Raw genomic sequence first — 20,974 nt, 5'->3', positions numbered from 1 at the left:
TCGACGGAGCAAGGGGATGGCGAGCCCATTCTACACCAGCGAGCACGAGGTCTTTCGCGAGGCGGTGCGCCGATTCGTGCAAAAGGAGATCGAGCCCCACGCCCATGGGTGGGACGAAGCGGGCGAGTTTCCGCGCGAGCTCTATCGCAAGGCCTCCGAGATCGGTCTATTGGGGCTGGGCTTTCCCGAGGAATATGGCGGCATTCCTGCCGACCAGTTCATGAAGATCGTGGCGTCGCAGGAACTGGCGCGGGCCGGCGCCGGCGGTATCTCATCGAGCCTGATGAGCCACACCATCGGCTCGCCGCCGATCGCGCGCGCCGCTAGGGCCGACGTCAAGGCGCGGGTGCTGCCGGAAGTGTTGTCGGGTGAGAAGATTTCCGCGCTCGCGATCACCGAGCCGAGCGGCGGCTCCGATGTCGCCAACCTCCGCACCAAGGCGCGCCGCGACGCCGATCACTACATCGTCAGCGGCGAGAAGACGTTCATCACCTCGGGCGTGCGCGCCGATTATCTGACGGTCGCCGTGCGCACCGGCGGCGAAGGCGCCGGCGGCGTCAGCCTGCTTCTGATCGAGGGCGATACGCCCGGCCTGTCGCGGACCAAGCTGAAGAAGATGGGCTGGTGGGCGTCCGATACGGCGACATTGCATTTCGACGAGTGCCGTGTGCCGGCCGAAAACCTGATCGGCGAGGAGGGGCAGGGCTTCAAGATCATCATGCAGAATTTCAACAGCGAGCGCATGGGCATGGCGGCAAGCTGCACGGCTTACGCGCGCGTCTGCCTCGAGGAGGCGATCGCCTACGCCAAGGAGCGCAAGACCTTCGGCAAGCCGATCGCCCAGCACCAGGTGATCCGCCACAAGATCGTCGACATGGCGCAGAAGGTCGCAGCGTCGCAAGCGATGCTGGAGATGCTGGCCTGGCGGCTGGAGCAAGGCGAAAGCCCGGTCGCCGAGATCTGCATGATGAAGAACCAGGCGACCCAGACCATGGCGTTCTGCGCCTCGGAGGCGGTGCAGATCTTCGGCGGCGCCGGCTTCATGCGCGGCATCAAGGTCGAGCGCATCTACCGCGAGGTCAAGGTCAACGCCATCGGCGGCGGCACCGAGGAAATCATGAAGGATCTCGCCAGCCGCCAGATGGGATTGTGACGAGGAACACACCACCGTCATGCCCGGGCTTGTCCCGGGCATCCACGTCTTTGGTCCCGCGTGACCGGATAGGCGTGGATGGCCGGGACAAGCCCGGCCATGACGGCCGACCAAGAACACCGATTGGAGCCTGAACCAGCATGATCTTCACCGCCGACCACGACGAACCCCGCCGCGCCTTGCAGAAATTCATCGCCGCCGAGATCAACCCCTATGTCGACGACTGGGAAGACGCCGGCATCTTCCCCGCGCATGAGCTGTTCAAGAAGCTCGGCAGTCTCGGTTTCCTCGGCCTCAACAAGCCCGTCGAATTCGGCGGCCAGGGGCTCGACTACAGCTATGCGCTGATGATGGCGGAAGAGTTAGGGGCCATCAGATGCGGCGGGGTGCCGATGGCGATCGGGGTGCAGACGGACATGGCGACACCGGCGCTGGCGCGGTTCGGCTCCGACGAGGTGCGGCGCGAGTTCTTGGTGCCGGCGATCTCGGGCGATCAGGTCGCCTGCATCGGCGTCTCCGAGCCCGGTGCCGGCTCCGATGTCGCCTCGATCAAGACCAATGCGCGCTCCGACGGCGACGACTATGTCATCAATGGCGGCAAGATGTGGATCACCAACGGCACGCAAGCAGACTGGATCTGCCTGCTCGCCAACACCAGCGACGGCCAGGTCCATCGCAACAAGTCGCTGATCTGCGTGCCGATGAAGAGCAAGGGCGTCACCATCGCGCGAAAGCTCGACAAGATGGGCATGCGCTCCTCCGACACCGCGCAGATTTTCTTCGATAACGTCCGGGTGCCCAAGCGCAACCGGATCGGCGAGGAAGGCAAGGGTTTCACCTACCAGATGATCCAGTTCCAGGAGGAGCGGCTGTGGGGCGCCGCCGCCTGCCTGAAGGCGCATGAGTTCATGATCAACGAAACCATTGAATATACCCGCAATCGGAAAGCGTTCGGCGGCTCGATCCTGGACAACCAGGTGGTGCATTTCAAGCTCGCAGAGATGCAGACCGAGGTCGAGCTGTTGCGCTCGCTGATCTATCGTGCCGGCGAGGCGCTGGTCGCGGGCGAGGACGTCACCCGGCTCGCCACCATGGCGAAGCTGAAGGCGGGCCGGCTCGGGCGCGAACTCACCGACGCCTGCCTGCAATATTGGGGCGGCATGGGCTTCATGAACGAAACCCCGGTGAGTCGCGCCTATCGCGACAGCCGCCTGACCTCGATCGGCGGCGGCGCTGACGAAGTGATGCTGATGGTGCTATGCAAGATGATGGGTACGCTGCCGGCTACAAAAGGAAACGCCTGAGATGGTCACGCTCTATCACTGCGAAGCCGCGCGTTCGTTCCGGCCGCTCTGGATGCTCGAGGAAATGGGATTGCCCTACGAGCTCAAGATGCTTCCGTTCCCGCCGCGCGTGTTCGCGAAGGACTATCTCGCGCTCAATCCGCTCGGCACGATTCCCTTCCTGATCGATGGCGAGACGCGGATGACGGAGTCGTCCGGCATCTGCCATTACCTTGGTACCAAATATGGCCCGACACCGCTGATCGTCGGACCCGACGAGCCGGCCTATGGCGCCTTCCTGAACTGGATGTATTTTTCCGACGCGACGCTGACCTTTCCGCAGACCCTGGTGCTTCGCTACGGCCAGCTCGAGCCGGAGGAGCGGCGCAATCCGCAGGTCGTCGGCGACTACGCCAAATGGTTCTTCGGCCGCCTGCGCGCCGTTGAGGCGGCGACCGGCAAGGCCGAGACGCTGTGCGCCGGCCGTTTCACCGCCGCCGACATCGCCATCGGCTATGCGCTGCGGCTCGCCGACAATATCGGGCTCGCCAAGGATTTCGGTCCCAATGTCGCAGCCTATTGGGCAACGTTGCAGCAGCGCGAGGCATACCAGCGGGCGGTCGCGGCGGAACGCAAGGCCGGCGCGGAGCAAAACGTCGCGCCGCGGGTGCGTGGGTAACGCGCCCGCCCCAACCGTCATTGCGAGGAGCGACAGCGACGAAGCAATCCATCTCTCCACTCGTGGTGGCATGGATTGCTTCGCGGAGCCTGTCATCGGGCGGCGCTACGCGCCGACCCGGTGGCTCGCAATGACGGCGAGAGCCGTTTCCTTGCCCCATTTGTAACGGTGACTTCAGCCGGATTTCGGCTATGGTTGGCGCCGCAGCGGCCGGGAAGAGCCGTGCGAGGAGGAACCACCATGGACGACCAGGCCCGTGAAGTAGGCCATTTGATGCTGATCACGCCGGAGCGCGTGTTCTATGCCGGACTGCTCGGCCGCCCGCGCGAGCGCTGTCCGGGCGCATTCCATGTCTATGTCGCGATCAAGGGCGGCCTGCGCCTTGCGACCAGCGACGGCCGGGAATCCTATGGCGACCTCGTCGTGACCATGCCGAACCTGCGGCATACGATCGCGAGCGACTATCGCTCGGCGATCTGCGTTGCCATCGAGCCCGAAAGCGTCCGCGTCGGCGCGCTCGAATCGTTTGCCCGACAGTTGATGGGCCCGGAAAGCCAGTTCTACGCCGACCGCATCCGCGCCGCCTATGCCGCGCTGGGACGGCGGCAATATAGCGATGACCTCTCGAACGCCGAGTTCGACATCATGTGCTTCGGCCAGGCGCTGCCGCAGCGTAGGCTCGACCCGCGCGTGGTGCGCGCGATCGCGCGCATCGGCAAATTCTCCGGCGAACCGGTGACGGCGGCGGATTGCGCGGCGGATGCCTCGCTGTCGCCCTCGCGCTTCCTGCATCTGTTCAAGGAGGAGACCGGAATCTCGTTCCGTTCCTTCCGCGCCTGGAAGCGGGCGCGGCATCTGTTGCACTTCGCCAATCAGGACATCAACCTCGCCCATCTCGCGCAGGACATCGGCTACCCCGACTCCACCCATTTCAGCCACTCGATCCGCCGCTTCTACGGCCTGAAGCCGCGCGCGATCTTCTCCGGCTCGCGCGATCTGGCGATCTATCGCAGCAGCGGATCGTTCACGGAGGCGGCCGCGTCCTAGCCCCAGTCGTGCCGCAGTCGTAGGGTGGGCAAAGCGCAGCGTGCCCACCATTGCGTGCGGAATGTTGATGGTGGGCACGCTTCGCTCTGCCCACCCTACGAGGCGTCATCCCGGCGAAGGCCGGACCCATACCGCGTGATCTATCAATGCGAAAGCAGCACGGGCAGCGGCGGGTGCGACATCATGCTGAGCGTGGCGCCGCCGAGCACGAATTGCCGGAAGCGGGAGTGGCCGAAGGCGCCCATGACCAGAAGGTCGCTGTCATGGCTCGTCAGCGCCGCCTCCAGCGCGTGCGCGACTGTGCGGCCCGCGGCATCGACGGTGTCAAGGATCACCTCGACGCCGTGGCGGGCGAGATGCTTCGCAAGTTCCGGACCGGACCGCTTGGTGTCGATGCGCTTTTCGTTGGTCACCGTCACGATGTGGACGCGCTTGGCCTGCTTAAGCAGCGGCAGTGCATCTGCGACTGCGCGCGCAGCCGGACGGCTGAAGTCCCAGGCCACCGTCGCCGTATTCAGGGCGAACGGCTTGCGGCTGGTTTGCGGTAGCAGCAGGACGGGGCGCCCGGATTCGAAAATAATCGGCTCCGCGTTCCACGCGCCGAACAGGGCATTGTCCTGGACCGGAATGATGGTGAGGTCGCGAAGCCGCGCATATTCGACCAGTAACTCGCGCTGCTCGGACGTCAGGCAGCGCTCCAGGATGCGCTCCTCGAAGACGCCGCGCTTTTCCGCGGCGGCCTGGAACGCGGCGAGCGAAGCCTCAGCCTGAAGGCGAGATTTCTTTTCATCGGTTGCAGCCATTCCGGGAACGTCGAGCAGCGCTGGGCTCAGGAAGCTGCCGGGCACGGCGACGCGGATCTTACAGGCGATCGCGGAAATCTTGGCGCCGATCGCGGCGGCGAAATCGCTCGCAAGATCGATCGCCGATGGCGGAGCCGTTTCGGGGTAGCTCGCGAGCGTCAAGAGGAGGTCTTTGTAGGCCATGTCGTGTCTCCCAGGATTTAAGGAAGCTCATAGCCCCGCCGAGGCGTCAGGATTTGATTCAGAGCAAACCTCGATGCGCGCTATTGCCACGGCAACCGACCTGCCGCCGCAGCAATAGCCAGTCAACGCAAGAGGGCACCGGCCAAATCCCGCATCATGCAAAAAACTGAGCCATTCAAACACTTTGGACGGGATGCATGAGCGAGAAGGCCGTTATCACCTGCGCGCTGAACGGCGTGCTGACTGATCCAAAACAGCACAACGTGCCGGTGACGCCGGAACAGATGGCGCGCGAGGCCAAGGCGGCCTTCAACGCCGGCGCCAGCATCATGCATATCCATCTGCGCCAGCAGGCACCTAGCAAGGGCCATCTGCCGTCCTGGGAGGTCGGCGTCAGCAAGGAGATCCAGCAGGCGATCCGCGAGGCCTGCCCGGGCGTCATCATCAATCACACCACGGGCACCTCGGGCCCGAATTACCAGGGCGCGCTCGATTGTGTCCGTGAAACCAAGCCCGAGATCGCCGCCTGCAACGCCGGCTCGCTGAACTATCTCAAGGTCAAAGCCGACAACACCTGGGCCTGGCCGCCGATGCTGTTCGATAACGCGGTCGAGAAGGTGCAGGACTATCTCGACGTGATGAAGGACGCCGGCACGATTCCCGAATTCGAATGTTTCGACGTCGGCATCGTGCGTTGCGTCGGCATGTATCGGCAGACCGGCATGTATTCCGGCCCGCTCGAATATAATTTCGTGATGGGTGTCGCCTCGGGCATGCCTGCCGATCCGGAACTGCTGCCGATCCTCTTGAAGTTGAAGGCGCCGGACGCGCATTGGCAGGTCACCGCGATCGGCCGCGACGAGATCTGGCCGCTGCATCAGCATGCCGCCGATCTCGGCGGGCACCTGCGCACCGGGTTGGAGGACACCTTCTATCTGGCTGATGGCACCAAGGTGACCTCGAACGGCCAGTTGATCGAGGCGATCGCCGCCTGCGCGCGGAAGGCCGGGCGCGAGATCGCCAGCCCCGCTGAAGCGCGGCAGATGTTCGGGGTGAGGCACTGAGCCGCCACGCCGTCATTCCGGGGCATCGCAAAGCGATGAGCCCGGAATCCATTTCGCCGCAAGCGCCTGCGGCCCGATGGATTCCGGGCTCAGCCCTGCGGGCTGCCCCGGAATGACGAGACATGAGGGAGGGGAACCAAATGGACAATCTCGCAGCAACCGGCGGCGTGCCGGGGTCGGGGCAGATCGGCCGGGTGGCGATCGGCGATCTCCTGAAGCGTGCGGCGCGGCGCTTCCCGGATCGTGTCGCGCTCACCGACGGCGCGCGTCAGGTCACCTTCACCGAGCTCGAGCGCGACGCCAATCGCTTTGCCAACTACCTCGTGCAGCGCGGCCTGAAGCCGGGCGAAAAGATATCGACCATCTGCAACAATTCGGTCGAATTCGTCAAAGCGCTGTTCGGCATTCATCGCGCCGGCCTGGTCTGGGTCCCGATCAACACCATGCTCGGGCCATCGGACATGGATTACATCCTCGGCCATGCCGAAGTCCGCTTCGCGCTGATCGACGACAATCTGCATGCCCAAGCCGAACGCCGCGCGGCGCTGGAACAGCGCGGCATTGAGATGGTCGCGATCGATCTTGCCGGAAAAGTCGCGGCGACCGGCCTCGAGAATTTCAACGATCTCATCGAGGGCCAGTCCAACACCGAGCCCGAGATCGAGATCAACGACCGCGATCTCGCCATGATCATCTACACCTCCGGCACGACGTCGCGGCCGAAGGGCGCGATGCACTGCCATCTCGCGGTGGTGATGGCGGTGATGAGCAATTGCGTCGAGATGCAGCTCTCGCGCGATGACGGCATCACCGGTCAATTCCCGCTGTTCCACTGCGCCGGCCATGTGCTGCTGCTCAGCTATCTCTCGGTCGGCGGCCGGATGGCGCTGATGCGCGGCTTCGATCCTGTGGTCTGCATGGAGGCGATCGTCCGTGACAAGCTCACCGTCTTCGTCGGGCTGTCGCTGATGTACCAGGCGATCCTCGACCATCCGCGGCGGCGGGAATTCGATCTTTCCCGCTTGCGCTGCTGCATCTACACCATGGCGCCGATGGGCAAGCCGCTGCTCGAACGCGCCATCGCCGACCTCTGCCCGAACTTCGTGCTGACCAGCGGCCAGACCGAAATGTATCCGGCGACCACGATGTCGCGGCCGGAAGTGCAGCTTAGTCGTTTTGGCAATTACTGGGGCGAGTCGCTTGTTGTCAACGAGACCGCGATCATGGACGACAATGGCAATCTGCAGCCGCGCGGCGAGATCGGCGAGCTCGTGCATCGCGGGCCGAACGTGATGATGGGCTATTACAAGGATCCGAAGGCGACCGAAGAGGCGCGCAAGTTCGGCTGGCATCACACCGGCGATCTCGCGCTGATCGACGAGAATGGCGAGGTGCTGTTCCTCGACCGCAAGAAGGACATGATCAAGTCCGGCGGCGAGAACGTGGCTTCCGTGAAGATCGAGGAGACGCTGCTCGCGCACCCCGCCGTGCAGAACGCCGCGGTGGTCGGCCTGCCGCACCCGCAATGGGGCGAAGCCGTTTCCGCCTTCGTCAAGCTGAAGCCGAATGCCGTGGCCGACGAGGCCGGTATCATCGAGCATTGCCGAAAGCATCTCGGCGGCTTCCAGGTACCGAAACTGGTGCGTATTCTCGAGGAGATGCCGATGACCGCGACCGGCAAGCTGCGCAAGGTCGAACTGCGGCAGACGTATAGCGAGTATTTCTCGGAAGCGAAAAGCGCGTGATGCTTACCAGGAACATACCTGTCATTCCGGGGCGCGCGAAGCGCGAGCCCGGAATCCATTTCTCCACGAGCGTCTGCGGTCCCATGGATTCCGGGCTCGCCCCAAGAGGGGCGCCCCGGAATGACGGAGAGGGCTGATCCATGGCCATCATCGAAAACACCATCTCGCCCTTCAGCGCCGCGTTTCAGGCCAATCGCGACGGCATGCTGGCGCTGATCTCCCGGATGCGGGCGCTGGAGGAGCGCACCCGCGCCGCATCCGCGGCCGCAAAGGAACGCTTCCACAAGCGCGGGCAGCTCTTGCCGCGCGAACGCGTGGCGCTGGTGCTCGATCCCGGCTCGCCCTTCCTCGAACTGTCGACGCTCGCCGGCTACATGTTCGACGTCGCGGACGCTGAGAAAAGCGTGCCCGGCGGCGGGCTGATCGCAGGCATCGGCTTCGTCTCCGGCATCCGCTGCATGGTCAGCGCCAATGATGCCGGCATCGATGCCGGCGCGCTGCAGCCCTATGGCCTCGACAAGACGCTGCGGGTGCAGGAACTCGCGCTGGAGAACAAGCTGCCCTATGTGCAGCTCGTCGAGAGCGCCGGCGCCAATCTTCTCCGCTACCGCGTCGAGGACTTTGTCAGAGGCGGCAACATCTTCCGCAACCTCGCGCGGCTGTCGGCGGCCGGCCTGCCGGTGGTCACGGTGACGCATGGGTCTTCGACCGCGGGCGGCGCCTATCAGACCGGGCTCTCCGATTACATCGTGATGGTGCGCGGCCGCACCCGCGCTTTCCTGGCCGGGCCGCCGCTCCTCAAAGCCGCAACCGGCGAGATCGCGACCGAGGAGGAGCTTGGCGGCGCCGAGATGCACACCTCGATCTCCGGCCTTGGCGACTACCTCGCAGAAGACGACCGCGATGCGATCCGGATCGCGCGCGACATCATGTCGGGTCTCGAATGGGACCGGCCGAAGCCCGCGAGCGCGTCGTTCAAGCCGCCGCGCCATGATCCGGAAGAATTGCTCGGCATCATGCCGATGGACCACAAGCGTCCCGTCGACATGCGCCAGGCCATTGCCCGTTTCATCGACGACTCCGATTTCACCGAGTTCGGCGCCAATTATGGTCCGGCCACGATCTGCGGCCATGCTCGCATCGAAGGGCAGGCGATCGGCATCATCACCAATAACGGCCCGCTCGATGTGCCCGGTGCCAACAAGGCGACGCATTTCATCCAGGCCTGCTGCCAGTCGCGCACGCCGCTGCTCTATATGAACAACACCACCGGCTACATGGTGGGCAAAGCCTATGAGGAGGCCGGCATGATCAAGCACGGCTCCAAGATGATCCAGGCGGTGACGTCGGCGACGGTGCCGCAGATCACGATCTACTGCGGCGCCTCGTTCGGCGCCGGCAATTACGGCATGTGCGGCCGCGGCTTCCATCCGCGCTTCTGCTTCTCCTGGCCCAACGCCAAGACCGCCGTGATGGGCGGCGAGCAGGCCGCCGAGACGATGGCGATCGTCACTGAAGCCGCTGCCGCACGGCGCGGCAAGCCGATCCCGAAGGAGAGACTGGATGCGATGAAGGCCGAGATCATCGGCGTGTTCGACGGCCAGATGGACGTGTTCTCCACCAGCGCGCGCGTGCTCGACGACGGCGTGATCGATCCGCGCGACACCCGCAGCGTGCTCGCCGAGGTGCTTGCGATATGCCGCGAGGCGGAAGCGCGCAATCCTCAGCGTATGCAGCTCTCGGTGGCGCGGCCATGAGTCGTGAAGGGGGCGGGATGTTCTACAGGATCCTGATTGCCAATCGGGGCGAGATCGCGCTGCGGATCATGCGCACCGCGCGGCAGCTCGGCTACGGAGTGGTCGCGGTTTATTCCGACGCCGACCGCGATGCACTGCATGTACGTGAGGCCGATCACGCGGTGCGTATCGGCGAGGCGCTGCCGTCGCAATCCTATCTCAGGATCGATGCGATCATTGCCGCCGCCAAGGCCAGCGGAGCCGGCGCTGTGCATCCCGGCTACGGCTTCCTCGCCGAGAACGAGGAATTCGCGCAAGCCTGCCGCGACGCTGGCCTCGTCTTCATCGGTCCGTCGCCGGAGGCGATCCGCGCGATGGGCAACAAGGCCGGCGCCAAGGAGATCATGCAAAAGGCCGGCGTGCCCTGCGTGCCCGGCTACCAGGGCGCCGACCAGAGCGAAGGGATCATGCTGGCGGAAGCGAGGCGCATCGGCTTTCCCGTGATGATCAAGGCGGTCGCCGGCGGCGGCGGGCGCGGCATGCGGCTGGTCTCCGACACCGCGTTGTTCCCGGATGCGCTGCGCAGCGCGCGCTCGGAGGCGCTCGGTGCATTCGGCGATGCAACGGTTATTCTCGAGCGCGCGATCGTCGATCCCCGTCATATCGAGATCCAGGTGTTCGGCGACCGCCATGGCAACGCGATCCATCTCGGCGAGCGCGACTGCTCGGTGCAGCGGCGGCACCAGAAGCTGATCGAGGAGGCGCCGTCGCCGGCGGTGTCGCCCGAGTTGCGGGCGCGGATGGGCGCGGTCGCGGTCCAGGCAGTGAAGGCGCTCCGATATGAGGGCGCAGGCACGCTGGAATTCCTGCTCGACGGCAATGGCGATTTCTACTTCATGGAAATGAACACGCGCCTGCAGGTCGAGCATCCCGTCACCGAGGCGATCACCGGGCTCGATCTGGTCGAACTGCAGTTGCGCGTCGCCCGCGGCGAGCCGCTCGGCGTGGAGCAGGAAGACATCACGTTCTCCGGCCACGCGATCGAGGTACGGTTGTGCTCGGAGGATGTGGACCATGATTTCATGCCGCAATCGGGCAGGATGGCGCGCTGGCAGATGCCGGAAGGCGTCCGCGTCGAGCATGCGCTGCAGTCCGGATCGGAAATCCCGCCGTTCTACGACTCTATGATTGCCAAGATCATCAGCCATGGCGCCGATCGGCGCGAAGCGCGGAGCAAGCTGATCGTCGCACTGGAGCAGGTCGAAGCCTTCGGCGTCACCACCAACCAGGGATTCCTGATCTCCTGCCTGCGCCATCCGGCCTTCGCCAAGGGCGAGGCCACGACGTCGTTTATATCAGCGCATCGGAGCGAGCTGCTGACGCCACGCGCGGACGAGGGCGCGGAGGCGGCGCTCGCGGCGCTGCTTCTCTACGTCACCAATCCGCACGCGCCGCCGTGGCGGAGCGGCCGCTCGCTTGCCGCGACGTTTCCGCTCGGATTGCGCATCGATCTCGGCCGCGGCCTTCGCGAAGTCGAGATCGTGCGCGAGCGCGACGGCTCTTATGTCGCCGATGTCGCGGGACACAAGCATCGTTTCGAGATCGACGAACTCGGCCTAGATGCGATCCGCTATCGCACCAACGGCCTCATGGCGCGCGCAAAATTCCTGCGCGATGGCGATCGTCTCTACATCCTGAATCACGACGTCACGCTCGCGGTCCGCGACCTGACGCTGGCGCTGCCCGAAGCCGCCGCCGGAGCCAACGGTGATGGCAAGGTCCGCGCCGCCATGAACGGCCGCGTCGTCGCGGTGCTGGTCAAGCCGGGCGAACAGGTTGCCGCCGGCCAGCCCGTGATGACATTGGAAGCGATGAAGATGGAGCATGTGCACACTGCGGGCGTCGCCGGCACGGTGTCAGCGATCGACGTCGCCGAGGGCGAACAGGTGACGACGGGGCGCATTGTGATGGAGATCGAAGCGGCGGCCTAACCCCACGTCGTCCCGGGCTTGACCCGGGACCCATAACCACAGGCCTCTGTGGTGTGCTCCGCTGCAACCACTCGCTCGCGCCACAATGTCTCCCTGTGGTTATGGGTCCCGGCGTTCGCCGGGACGACGGCGGAGTTAATCGGCCCGCCCCGTTCCCTCATTCAGCCAGCACGCCACCTGATGTCTGGCGCCCGCGTCCACCAGCGGCGGGCGCTCGAGCTTGCAGCGATCCATCGCGTAGCGGCAGCGGGTGTGAAACGCGCAGCCGGAGGGCGGGTTGATCGGGCTCGGCACGTCGCCTTCGACCAAAGGCGTCAGCCGTTTGATCCGGGGATTGGCGACCGGCACCGAGGCCAGCAGCGCCTGTGTGTAGGGATGGCGTGGATTGGCGAACAGCTCGGCCTTGTCTGCGATCTCGACGATGCGGCCGAGATACATCACGGCGACGCGGTGGCTGATATGGGCGACGACGGCGAGATCATGCGCGATGAAGAGGTAGGAGAAGTTGCGCTGGCGCTGCAGGTCGATCAGCAGATTAATCACCTGCGCCTGGATCGAGACGTCGAGCGCGGAGACCGGCTCGTCGCAGACGATCAGGCTCGGCCCGAGCGACAGCGCGCGTGCGATGCAGATGCGCTGGCGCTGGCCGCCGGAGAACTGGTGCGGATAGTTCTTCATCTGGTCGGTCCGCAGGCCGACCTGCTGGAACAGTTCGGCGACGCGCTCCTGCTTGCGCTCGCCTGAGGCCAGTCCGTGCACGCTCAAGGGTTCGCCGACGATGTCGCCCGCGGTCATGCGCGGGTTGAGCGACGCAAACGGGTCCTGGAACACGATCTGCATCGAGCGGCGGTAGGGCCGCAGCTCCGATTTGCTCAAGCGCGTGATCGCCTCGCCGTTCAGCCGGATCTCGCCGCTCGATGGCTCGACCAATCGCAATACGCTGCGCGCCACCGTCGACTTGCCGCAGCCGGATTCGCCGACGAGTCCGAGCGTCTCGCCGGGAGCCAGCGAAAAACTCACACCATCGACCGCATGCACGGTGCCGACCTGCCGCCGCAGCACGCCGCCGCGCACCGGGTAATGTTTCACGAGGTCGGTGACCTCCAGGAGCGGCTGCGCTTCGGTCATGACGCCTCCGCCATCTCGCCTGCGCGCCAGCAGGCGGCAAAGTGCCGGCCGCCGAAATCGCCGAGCGGCGGATATTCTTCCCGGCAGCGCGGGATCGCGAACCGGCAGCGCGGCGCGAACGCGCAGCCCGTCGGCAGTTTTGTCAGCGACGGCACCATGCCCGGGATTTCGACCAGCCGCACATCGGCTTTTGCGTCGAGCGAGGGCACGGCCGGGATCGAGGCCATCAGGCCGCGCGTATAGGGATGCAGCGGGTTCTCGAACAGCGCCTCGACGCTCGCTTCCTCGACCTTCCGGCCGGCATACATCACGATCACGCGCTGCGCCGTCTGCGCGACCACGCCGAGATCATGCGTGATCAGGATCAGTCCGGTGCCGAGCTTCTTCTGCAGATCGACCATCAGCGCCAGGATCTGCGCCTGGATCGTCACATCCAGCGCCGTCGTCGGCTCGTCCGCGATCAAGAGCGCCGGCCGGCAGGCCAGCGCCATCGCGATCATCGCGCGCTGGCGCATGCCGCCCGAAAGCTGGTGCGGATATTCCTGCGCGCGCCGCTCCGGCTCGGGAATGCGGACCAGGCGCAGCATGTCGACCGCCTGCTTCCAGGCCTCCTTGCCGCCGATATCCTGGTGCAGGCGCAAGGCTTCGGTGATCTGGTCGCCGATCCGCATCACCGGATTGAGCGAGGTCATCGGCTCCTGGAAGATCATCGAGATGCGGTTGCCGCGGATCTTGCGCATCGCTTCGTCATCGAGCGCGAGCAGGTTCTTGCCTTCGAGCACGATCTCGCCACCAACGATCTTGCCGGGCGGATCCGGCACCAGCCGCATCACCGAGAGCGCGGTCACGCTCTTGCCGCAGCCGGATTCGCCGACGATCGCCAGCGTCTCGCCGCGGCGGACGCTGAAGGAGACGTCGTCGACCGCCCTGAACAATCCCGAATTGGTGAAGAACACCGTTTTCAGGTTCTTCACCTCGAGCACAGGTTGTTCCTTGTTCATCGCGTTCATCAGCCGCGCTGCCTTGGATCGAGGATGTCGCGCAGGGCGTCGCCGAACAGATTGGTGCCGAATACCGCCAGGCTGATCGCGATCCCCGGGAAGATCACGAGCCACGGCGCGACGCGCACATATTCGGCGGCGGATTCCGAAAGCATGCGTCCCCAGGACGGATAGGGTTCGGGAATGCCGAGGCCGAGAAACGACAAGGACGCCTCCGTCAGGATGGTTGAGCCGAGCTGCGCCGTCGCGAGCACGATCAAGGGGGCCAGCGTGTTCGGCAGCACGTGGCGGAACGCGATCCGCATCTCGCTCATGCCGATCGATTTGGCCGCCTCCACGAACGGCAGTTCGCGCAGCGCCAGCGTGTTGGCGCGGATCACGCGCGAAACCGTCGGGATCAGGGGAATTGCGATCGCGATGATGACGTTCGGCAGCGACGGGCCGAGTGCAGCCGTCATCACCAGCGCCAGCACCAGGAGCGGCAGTGATTGCAGGATGTCGGTGATGCGCTGGAACAACAGATCGACCCAGCCGGAGAGATAGCCGGAGGCGAGCCCGACGATGACGCCGATCGACGCGCCGAGCGCGGTCGAGCCGAGACCGACCGCGAGCGAGATGCGCGCGCCATAGATGATGCGGCTCCAGACGTCGCGGCCGAACGAATCGGTTCCGAACCAGTGCAGCGCATCGGGCGCGGCGAGGCGATGCGCGGAATCGACGGCAAGCGGATCGTACCGGCTGATCAGGTCGGCCGAGAGCGCCATCGCGACGAACAGCACCATGATGACGAGGCCGATCGTGCCGAGCAGATAACGCTGCGCAAGGAACGTCAGCCGCCGCCAGCCGTGAGTGGCGTCAGCGCCGGCTCGTTTCAGTTCGGCATCAAAGTTGATGACAGCCAAGAGCTAATCTCCGAAGCGAATGCGCGGGTCGATCGCGGCGTAGAGCATGTCCACCGCGAAGTTGACGACGACCACGACGACCGCGATGAACATCACGAGATTCTGCACGATGGGGTAGTCGCGCCAGCGCAGCGCCTCGACCAGGAAGCGCGCGATGCCGGGAATGTTGAACACCGTCTCGGTGACGATCAATCCGCCGATCAGGAACGCCGCCTCGATGCCGATCACGGTGATGACAGGCAGCACCGCGTTCTTCAGCGCGTGGTGATAGTTGACGGAAGCCTCGGAGGCGCCTTTGGCGCGGGCGGTGCGGATAAAATCCTGCCGCAGGATCTCCAGCATCGAGGAACGGGTGATGCGCATGGTCAGTGCCGCGCTGCGGAAGCCGACCGCCATCGCCGGAATACAGTAGATCGCGAACGCCTCGGCCCAGGTCTGCGGATTCGGGTTGTAGATCGGCATCCAGCCGAGCATCGAGACCGACGCCATCAGGATCAGCAGTCCCAGCCAGAATGACGGCAGCGACAGCCCGCTCAGGCTGACCACGCGTAAGGCGTAGTCGAGTCGCGTGCCCTGATGCACCGCGCTCAGCACGCCCAAGGGAATGCCGATCGAGGCGGAGAACAACAGTGCTAGGCCGGCAAGCTTCGCCGTGATCGGGATCCGCGGCAGGATCTCCTGCAGCGCCGGCTTTTCCGAGACGTAGGAATAGCCGAGATCGCCGTGCAGGAGGCCGCCGATCCACTTGAGATACTGCACCACGATCGGGTCGCTGAGGCCGAGTTCCTTCTCCAGATTGGCCTTGTCGGCGGGATCGACATAGCCGGCGGCGTCGAACAGGATATCCACGATGTTGCCGGGCACGATGCGCAGCAGCACGAAGATGATGACCGAGATCCCGAACAGGGTCACGAGCATCAGGAAGAGGCGCCTGACGATATAGGCTAGCACCTGGCCACTCTCCTTTTTAAACTCTCTTCACCTCTCCCGCTTGCGGGAGAGGTCGGCGCAAAGCGCCGGGTGAGGGCTCTCTCCGCTCAACGACTCGTGGAGAGACCCCCACCCCAGCCCTCCCCCGCAAGCGGGAGAGGGGGAGCAGCCCCACCGTGGATACACGCTACTTATCCATCCAGACGTCCTCGTAGCGGTAGCCGTTGTAGGAGCTGTTGGACATCACCGTCACGTTCTTGACGTAGGGCTGCCAGCAGGTTCCGGTGCGGCTGTGCAGGATGATGGGCCGCGCCACGTCTTCCTGCAGTTTCTTGTCGATCTCCCAGACCAGCTTCTTGCGCTTGTCGGCGTCGGTCTCGGCCGACTGCTGGTCGAACAGCTTTTCGATCTCGCGGTTGCAGTAGTTGGTGTAGTTCCGCTCGGAGTCGCAGGAATAGTTCTCGTAGAAGGACTGATCCGGCTCGTCGACCGCGTTGCCGGTGAGGTTCAGGCCTAGCGAATAGTTCTTGCGCGCGACCTTCGGGAACCATTGCGCGGTGTCGACGACGTCGAGTTCGGCGTCGATATAGATGGTCTTGAGCTGGTCGATCAGGATGATGGCCGGGTCGCGGTAGATCGGGATGTTGCGGGTCGACACCTTGATCTGCAGATGCTTGTCGGGGCCGTAGCCCGCCTTCTGCATCAGCTTGCGCGCATGCTCGCGGTTGGCGTTGACGTCGGGCCCATAGCCCGGGATCGTCTCCAGAATCTCCTTGGGCATCGCCCACAATCCTGCCGGCGCGGGCTGCATGGTGCCGCCGATATCAGCCTGTCCCTCGAATAGGATTGAGATGAACGCCTTGCGGTCAATGGCGAGCGCCAGGGCGCGGCGGATGTCGAGATTGTCAAACGGCGGCGCCGACGAATTGATGATGATGTTGGTGGAGACATTGCTCGGTTCCACCACGCAGACCGCATTGGGCGCCTGCGATTTGACGTCCTTCAAGAGCGGAATCGACACTTCGGTCGGGAATGTCATATCGAACTTGCCGGAGACGAAGCCCAGGATCGCCGTCGAGCGGTTCGTGACGATGGTGAATTCGATGCCGTCGAGATAGGGCAGGCCCTTCCTGAAGTAGTCCGGGTTCTTCGTCAGCTTGATCGACTCGTTGGCCTTGAACTCGACGAACTTGAACGGACCGGTGCCAACAGGCTTGGTGCGCATTTCCGCCGGCGAGACATGGCAGGGATAGATCGGGCTATAGCCGGAGGCGAGCAGCGACAGCAGCGCCGGTTGCGGGCGCTTCAGATTGAAGGAGGCCTCGTAATCACCGTTGATGGTGACGTCGTTGACCTGGTCGTACCAGGATTTGCGCGGGTTCTGGCGGAACTTCTGCTGCGACTTGCCCATCAAGAGGTCGAAGGTGCATTTGACGTCGGCTGAGGTGAACGGCTTGCCGTCATGCCATTTGACGTCGTTGCGAAGCTTGAATGTCAATTTCTTCTTGTCGTCGCTCCAGGCCCAGCTCTCCGCGAGTTCCGGCACGATCGTATCGACGCTGTTCTGCGCAACATGCTGGTTGAAAATCACCAGGTTGTTGAGGACCGGCATGAAGGGAACATTGAACGAATAGCTCGCGCCTTCGTGGATCGAGGCGCTCCCCGGACTGTCGCGGTGATACATCTTCAGGATGCCGCCGGACTTCGGTTGCTCCGCCAGCGAAACATCGTAAGCCGAAAGCCAACACACCACCGCCACGGCCAGCGCTCGCACGCTCCGCATCATTTCCTCCCGACGTTCGGTCTCTATGGCCGATTTGGTATCGAGGATACCATGGTGGGACGTCTGAGCAACCAGCGTCGTGTGCACGAGGATCGGCAATTCGGATGAATGCCGAGCCTGCGACAATTGGCGCTGCAGTGCGGACGCTATTCCGCGGCTTGCGGCGACGGCAGGCCCATGGTGGCGAGACCGTCGGCCTCGGTCGCCGAGATCGTGGTGCGGATCATCAGCCGCGGCTCATGCGCCGGCCACGGCCGCCCGCGATGCATGGTGGCGCGGTTGTCCCACATCACGACATCGCCCTGCCGCCATTTGTGCAAGTAGGCCGTTCCCGGCGCGGTGGCTGCCGCCATGAGTTCATCGATCAGCTTCTTGCCGGCGGCAGCAGCCATGCCTTCGACTGCATAGGCGTGCGATGCGAGATAGAGTGCGCCGCGGCCATTGACGGGGTTGCGCCACACCATGCGCCAGCACACCGGCGGCAGCACCGCCATCTCCTCAGGTGTCGCAAGGCCGGGCGCGATCTGGTCGCGCGAATGCGCGTAGGAATGCCAGGCGAAGGAGTTTTCGAGCTGCTTTGCGAGGCCCTCGTCGAGCAGCTCGAACGCGACGCGGGTGGAGACGAATTCGGTTTCGCCGCCATGACCGGGAATCACTCGTGCAGACAGGATCGAGGTCAGCGCCGGCACGCGCTTGAAGGAGGAATCGGTGTGCCAGAGCTGGTTGGCCTTGCTGCGCAGCGCCTGGCGATGATCTGTTGGCACCACCTTGCCGTCGGGACCGATGGTCGTGAGGATCACGAAATGCGATCCCGTTCCCATGGAACCGACTTTTGTCACTTCCGGCGGGCCGAAACGGCGCGAGAATGCCAATTGCTTTTCATCTGACACGTCCTGGTCGCGAAACACCAGCACGGAATACGCTTCAAACGCCGCACGCACTGCAGCATAGGCGGCTTTGCTCCTGACGACATCGTTGAGCGTCACGCCGCGAATTTCCGCAGCGAATCCCGGACCCACCCGGACCACGTCCATCGGCCATCCTCCCTGATTTTCTTGTTGCTCAAGATTTAGGGTAAAAGCTGCAGCCGGGCAACGCAGCCGTAATCACCCCATCGCGATCAGGCTTTGCCGCTCGCGTCGGTTGGTGGTTTCGATGTGATGCGTGACAAGCGCGAAAATTGCCCAGCTTGTGTGAAAGAGGACTCCCGCAAGAACGACCAGGGTGCCCGGAATGGGGCCGATCGCGGCGCGCTCCCAAACCTCGGCAAGGCTGGTCAGCGGCACCGGATGGATCGCGAGCTTGCCGTAATAGGCAATGGCCTGGATCGCGAAGATCCAGCCATAGGTGCGGCGCAACCTTCGGCCAACCGCGCGCACATAGCTGATGTGGTAGCTCGGATTGCGATAATCATTGGCGAGCAACTCGGTCCAGGCCGAATTCGGGTCAAGCCGTTCGCCGCGGATCATCGGTGCGTAGAAATCGGTTTCGAGCAGGCGCGCGCGGGCCCGCCACACATTGAAGTAACGGTAGCGCCGGGCCTCGAACAGCAGGAACACGGTGACAAGCAGGCCGACAAGGACCATCGGCAAAGGCGAGGCTTCGGCGCTGCTGTAGGTTGCCGACAAGGCAATGCCGGTCGTGACCACCGCCCAGTTGGTTGAGCTGTCGAGGCGCGTACGCCAGACCGTGCTTCGGTAAACCTCGCCCCGGTAGAGGTGGGCGAGGGCGCCAATCTCTGCGGCAGTGAATTCGAGCCTTGGGGCCGGTAGCGGCGTGGGCTCGCGTGGCTCGGGCAGTGCCATGGCGTGCCTCCCGACGAAGCTGGCAGACAATCAGGCACTATAGAGCATGATCCGGAAAAGGGGACACCGGTTTTTGCTTGCGACACACGCAAAAGCGGTCACGCGAAGATCACGCTCTATCTTTGCCGGGCGGCCGTGAAGATGCTCTGCGTCGCAGCGCGAGCACGGATGCACCACGTCACACGATGCGCGAGGTCTTGTTGCCCCAATAGCGGTCGCGCAACAGGCGCTTGTAGAGCTTGCCGGTCGGCAGCCGCGGCAGTTCCGCCTCGAAATCGATCGAGCGCGGCACTTTCTGGCGCGACAGCGATTGCGCGCAAAAGGCGATCAGTTCCTCGGCAAGGTCGGGTCCCGGCGTCACGTCGTGCATCGGCTGCACCACCGCCTTCACCTCCTCGCCGAGATCGGCATTGGGCACGCCGAACACCGCGGCGTCCGCGACCTTGGGATGGGTGATTAGGAGGTTTTCGCATTCCTGCGGGTAGATGTTGACGCCGCCGGAGATGATCATGAAGGTCGACCGGTCGGTGAGATAGAGATAGCCGTCATCGTCGACATAGCCGACGTCGCCGACCGTGCTCATGCTGCCGTCCGGCGAGCGTGCCTCCCTGGTCCTGCCGGGATCGTTGAAATATTCGAAGGGCGAGGCGGTCTTGAACCACACCGTGCCCGGCGTCCCCTTTGGGCTCGGCTGCATGTTCTCGTCGAGGACATGCAGGTCGCCGAGCAGCACCTTGCCGACGGTGCCGCGATGGGAAAGCCACTCCTCGGTGTTGCAGGCGGTGAAGCCGAGACCCTCGGTCGCGCCGTAATATTCGTGGATGATCGGCCCCCACCAGTTGATGATGTCCTCCTTGACGAGGGCAGGGCAGGGAGCGGCGGCGTGGATTGCGATCTCCAGCGACGACAGATCGTAGCGGTTCCGCACATCCTCCGGCAGCTTCAGCATGCGCGAGAACATCGTCGGCACCAATTGGCTGTGCGTGATGCCCCATTGCTCGACGAGTTGCAGATAGCGCTCGGGATCGAAACTCTCCATGATCACGACCGTGCCGCCGACGCGGATGGTGAGGTTGACGGCCGCCTGCGGCGCCGAATGATAGAGCGGCGCGGGCGACAGATAGATCATCCCTTCGCGGTAGTGCCAGAGTTTCTGCAGGAAATCGAACAGCGGCAGTTGCCGTGATGGCGGTTGTTCCGGCAGCGGCCGCAGGATGCCTTTCGGCCGTCCCGTGGTGCCGGACGAATAGAGCATCGCGGTGCCGATCGCTTCATCCTCGATCGGCGTCGCCGGCAGGCCCGCGGTCACCTGTTGCAGGCCGACGATGCGATCGCTTTCCCCGTCGCCGTCGGCGACGATGCAGAGCTCGACCTGCGGACACTCCTTCAGCGCGTCGCGCGCGACGTCGAGCTTCGCTTTTGACGTGATCAGGATGCGCGACTGGCTATTGGTGAGGATGTAGGTGAGCTCGCTTGGGGTCAGATAGGAATTCACGCAGGTGAAATAGAGGCCGGACCGCTCGCCGGCGCCGCAGGCCTCGAGATAGCGATTATTGTTCTCCATGAAGATCGCATAGTGCTCCTGCCGCTTCAGGCCGCACTTTCGAAACAGATGCGCCAGCCGGTTGCTGCGCGTCTCGAGCTCGCGATAGGTGACGGTCTCGCCCGTCGCAGCCATGATGAAGGCGGGTTGCAACGGGCGCAGATAAGCGTGCTTTCCGGTATACATCGGTGGAAAATT

General features: G+C 64.2%; 17 protein-coding genes. 8 read left to right on the top strand and 9 right to left on the bottom strand.

Going from position 1 to position 20,974, the window contains the following annotated elements; all coding sequences use genetic code 11:
• Window positions 1-16 precede the first annotated feature (16 nt).
• The 4 genes from OZ411_RS12220 to OZ411_RS12205 all read left to right on the top strand — a co-directional run bounded on the left by OZ411_RS12220 (window position 17) and on the right by OZ411_RS12205 (window position 4,162).
• Window positions 17-1,153 (top strand): acyl-CoA dehydrogenase family protein, encoded by a 1,137-nt coding sequence (locus tag OZ411_RS12220; protein ID WP_282528136.1) that lies wholly within the window; start codon window positions 17-19, stop codon window positions 1,151-1,153.
• A gap of 140 nt (window positions 1,154-1,293) precedes the next feature.
• Window positions 1,294-2,457 carry an acyl-CoA dehydrogenase family protein gene (locus tag OZ411_RS12215; RefSeq protein WP_282528135.1) on the top strand — a complete coding sequence of 388 codons (1,164 nt, stop codon included), beginning with the start codon at window positions 1,294-1,296 and terminating at the stop codon, window positions 2,455-2,457.
• Between the two features lies 1 nt (window position 2,458).
• Complete coding sequence (locus OZ411_RS12210; protein WP_130581967.1) at window positions 2,459-3,115, top strand: glutathione S-transferase family protein; 657 nt, start codon at window positions 2,459-2,461, stop codon at window positions 3,113-3,115.
• A gap of 240 nt (window positions 3,116-3,355) precedes the next feature.
• Window positions 3,356-4,162 carry a helix-turn-helix domain-containing protein gene (locus tag OZ411_RS12205; protein WP_130581968.1) on the top strand — a complete coding sequence of 269 codons (807 nt, stop codon included), beginning with the start codon at window positions 3,356-3,358 and terminating at the stop codon, window positions 4,160-4,162.
• A gap of 143 nt (window positions 4,163-4,305) precedes the next feature.
• Here the strand turns inward: OZ411_RS12205 and OZ411_RS12200 are convergent, their stop codons facing one another.
• Window positions 4,306-5,148, bottom strand: a complete 843-nt coding sequence (locus OZ411_RS12200; protein WP_130581969.1) for a universal stress protein — start codon at window positions 5,146-5,148, stop codon at window positions 4,306-4,308.
• 197 nt (window positions 5,149-5,345) lie between these two features.
• Here OZ411_RS12200 and OZ411_RS12195 point away from each other — a divergent pair, with 197 nt between their 5' ends.
• The 4 genes from OZ411_RS12195 (at window position 5,346) to OZ411_RS12180 (ending at window position 11,684) form a co-directional block, all read left to right on the top strand.
• Complete coding sequence (locus OZ411_RS12195) at window positions 5,346-6,212, top strand: 3-keto-5-aminohexanoate cleavage protein (protein ID WP_130581970.1); 867 nt, start codon at window positions 5,346-5,348, stop codon at window positions 6,210-6,212.
• A 140-nt stretch (window positions 6,213-6,352) separates the two neighbouring features.
• Window positions 6,353-7,957: an AMP-binding protein gene (locus OZ411_RS12190; RefSeq protein ID WP_130581971.1), complete on the top strand. Its 1,605-nt coding sequence runs from the start codon at window positions 6,353-6,355 to the stop codon at window positions 7,955-7,957.
• Window positions 7,958-8,097: 140 nt separating this feature from the next.
• Window positions 8,098-9,714, top strand: a complete 1,617-nt coding sequence (locus OZ411_RS12185; protein WP_282528134.1) for an acyl-CoA carboxylase subunit beta — start codon at window positions 8,098-8,100, stop codon at window positions 9,712-9,714.
• Window positions 9,711-11,684: an acetyl-CoA carboxylase biotin carboxylase subunit gene (locus tag OZ411_RS12180; RefSeq protein WP_282528133.1), complete on the top strand. Its 1,974-nt coding sequence runs from the start codon at window positions 9,711-9,713 to the stop codon at window positions 11,682-11,684. The genes OZ411_RS12185 and OZ411_RS12180 overlap by 4 nt, the downstream gene beginning before the upstream one ends.
• A gap of 135 nt (window positions 11,685-11,819) precedes the next feature.
• Here the strand turns inward: OZ411_RS12180 and OZ411_RS12175 are convergent, their stop codons facing one another.
• The 8 genes from OZ411_RS12175 to OZ411_RS12140 all read right to left on the bottom strand — a co-directional run bounded on the left by OZ411_RS12175 (window position 11,820) and on the right by OZ411_RS12140 (window position 20,962).
• Complete coding sequence (locus tag OZ411_RS12175; protein WP_282528132.1) at window positions 11,820-12,812, bottom strand: dipeptide ABC transporter ATP-binding protein; 993 nt, start codon at window positions 12,810-12,812, stop codon at window positions 11,820-11,822.
• Window positions 12,809-13,813 carry an ABC transporter ATP-binding protein gene (locus OZ411_RS12170; RefSeq protein ID WP_282528204.1) on the bottom strand — a complete coding sequence of 335 codons (1,005 nt, stop codon included), beginning with the start codon at window positions 13,811-13,813 and terminating at the stop codon, window positions 12,809-12,811. The genes OZ411_RS12175 and OZ411_RS12170 overlap by 4 nt, the downstream gene beginning before the upstream one ends.
• A gap of 8 nt (window positions 13,814-13,821) precedes the next feature.
• A complete protein-coding gene (locus OZ411_RS12165; RefSeq protein WP_282528131.1) occupies window positions 13,822-14,715 on the bottom strand; it encodes an ABC transporter permease in 894 nt (297 codons plus the stop codon).
• Window positions 14,716-14,718: 3 nt separating this feature from the next.
• Window positions 14,719-15,666 carry an ABC transporter permease gene (locus OZ411_RS12160; protein WP_282528130.1) on the bottom strand — a complete coding sequence of 316 codons (948 nt, stop codon included), beginning with the start codon at window positions 15,664-15,666 and terminating at the stop codon, window positions 14,719-14,721.
• Window positions 15,667-15,832: 166 nt separating this feature from the next.
• Complete coding sequence (locus tag OZ411_RS12155) at window positions 15,833-17,428, bottom strand: ABC transporter substrate-binding protein (RefSeq protein WP_282528129.1); 1,596 nt, start codon at window positions 17,426-17,428, stop codon at window positions 15,833-15,835.
• A 146-nt stretch (window positions 17,429-17,574) separates the two neighbouring features.
• Window positions 17,575-18,462 carry a TauD/TfdA family dioxygenase gene (locus OZ411_RS12150; protein WP_282528128.1) on the bottom strand — a complete coding sequence of 296 codons (888 nt, stop codon included), beginning with the start codon at window positions 18,460-18,462 and terminating at the stop codon, window positions 17,575-17,577.
• 72 nt (window positions 18,463-18,534) lie between these two features.
• Window positions 18,535-19,233 (bottom strand): DUF2270 domain-containing protein, encoded by a 699-nt coding sequence (locus tag OZ411_RS12145; RefSeq protein WP_130581086.1) that lies wholly within the window; start codon window positions 19,231-19,233, stop codon window positions 18,535-18,537.
• 178 nt (window positions 19,234-19,411) lie between these two features.
• Window positions 19,412-20,962: an AMP-binding protein gene (locus OZ411_RS12140; RefSeq protein ID WP_282528127.1), complete on the bottom strand. Its 1,551-nt coding sequence runs from the start codon at window positions 20,960-20,962 to the stop codon at window positions 19,412-19,414.
• Between the last annotated feature and the right edge of the window lie 12 nt (window positions 20,963-20,974).

This window comes from Bradyrhizobium sp. Arg237L, from assembly GCF_029990105.1.
In the GTDB taxonomy this organism is placed as follows: Bacteria; Pseudomonadota; Alphaproteobacteria; order Rhizobiales; family Xanthobacteraceae; genus Bradyrhizobium.
The sequence above is the reverse complement of the archived record's forward strand: the minus strand, read 5'-3'. Positions and strand labels throughout refer to the sequence as shown.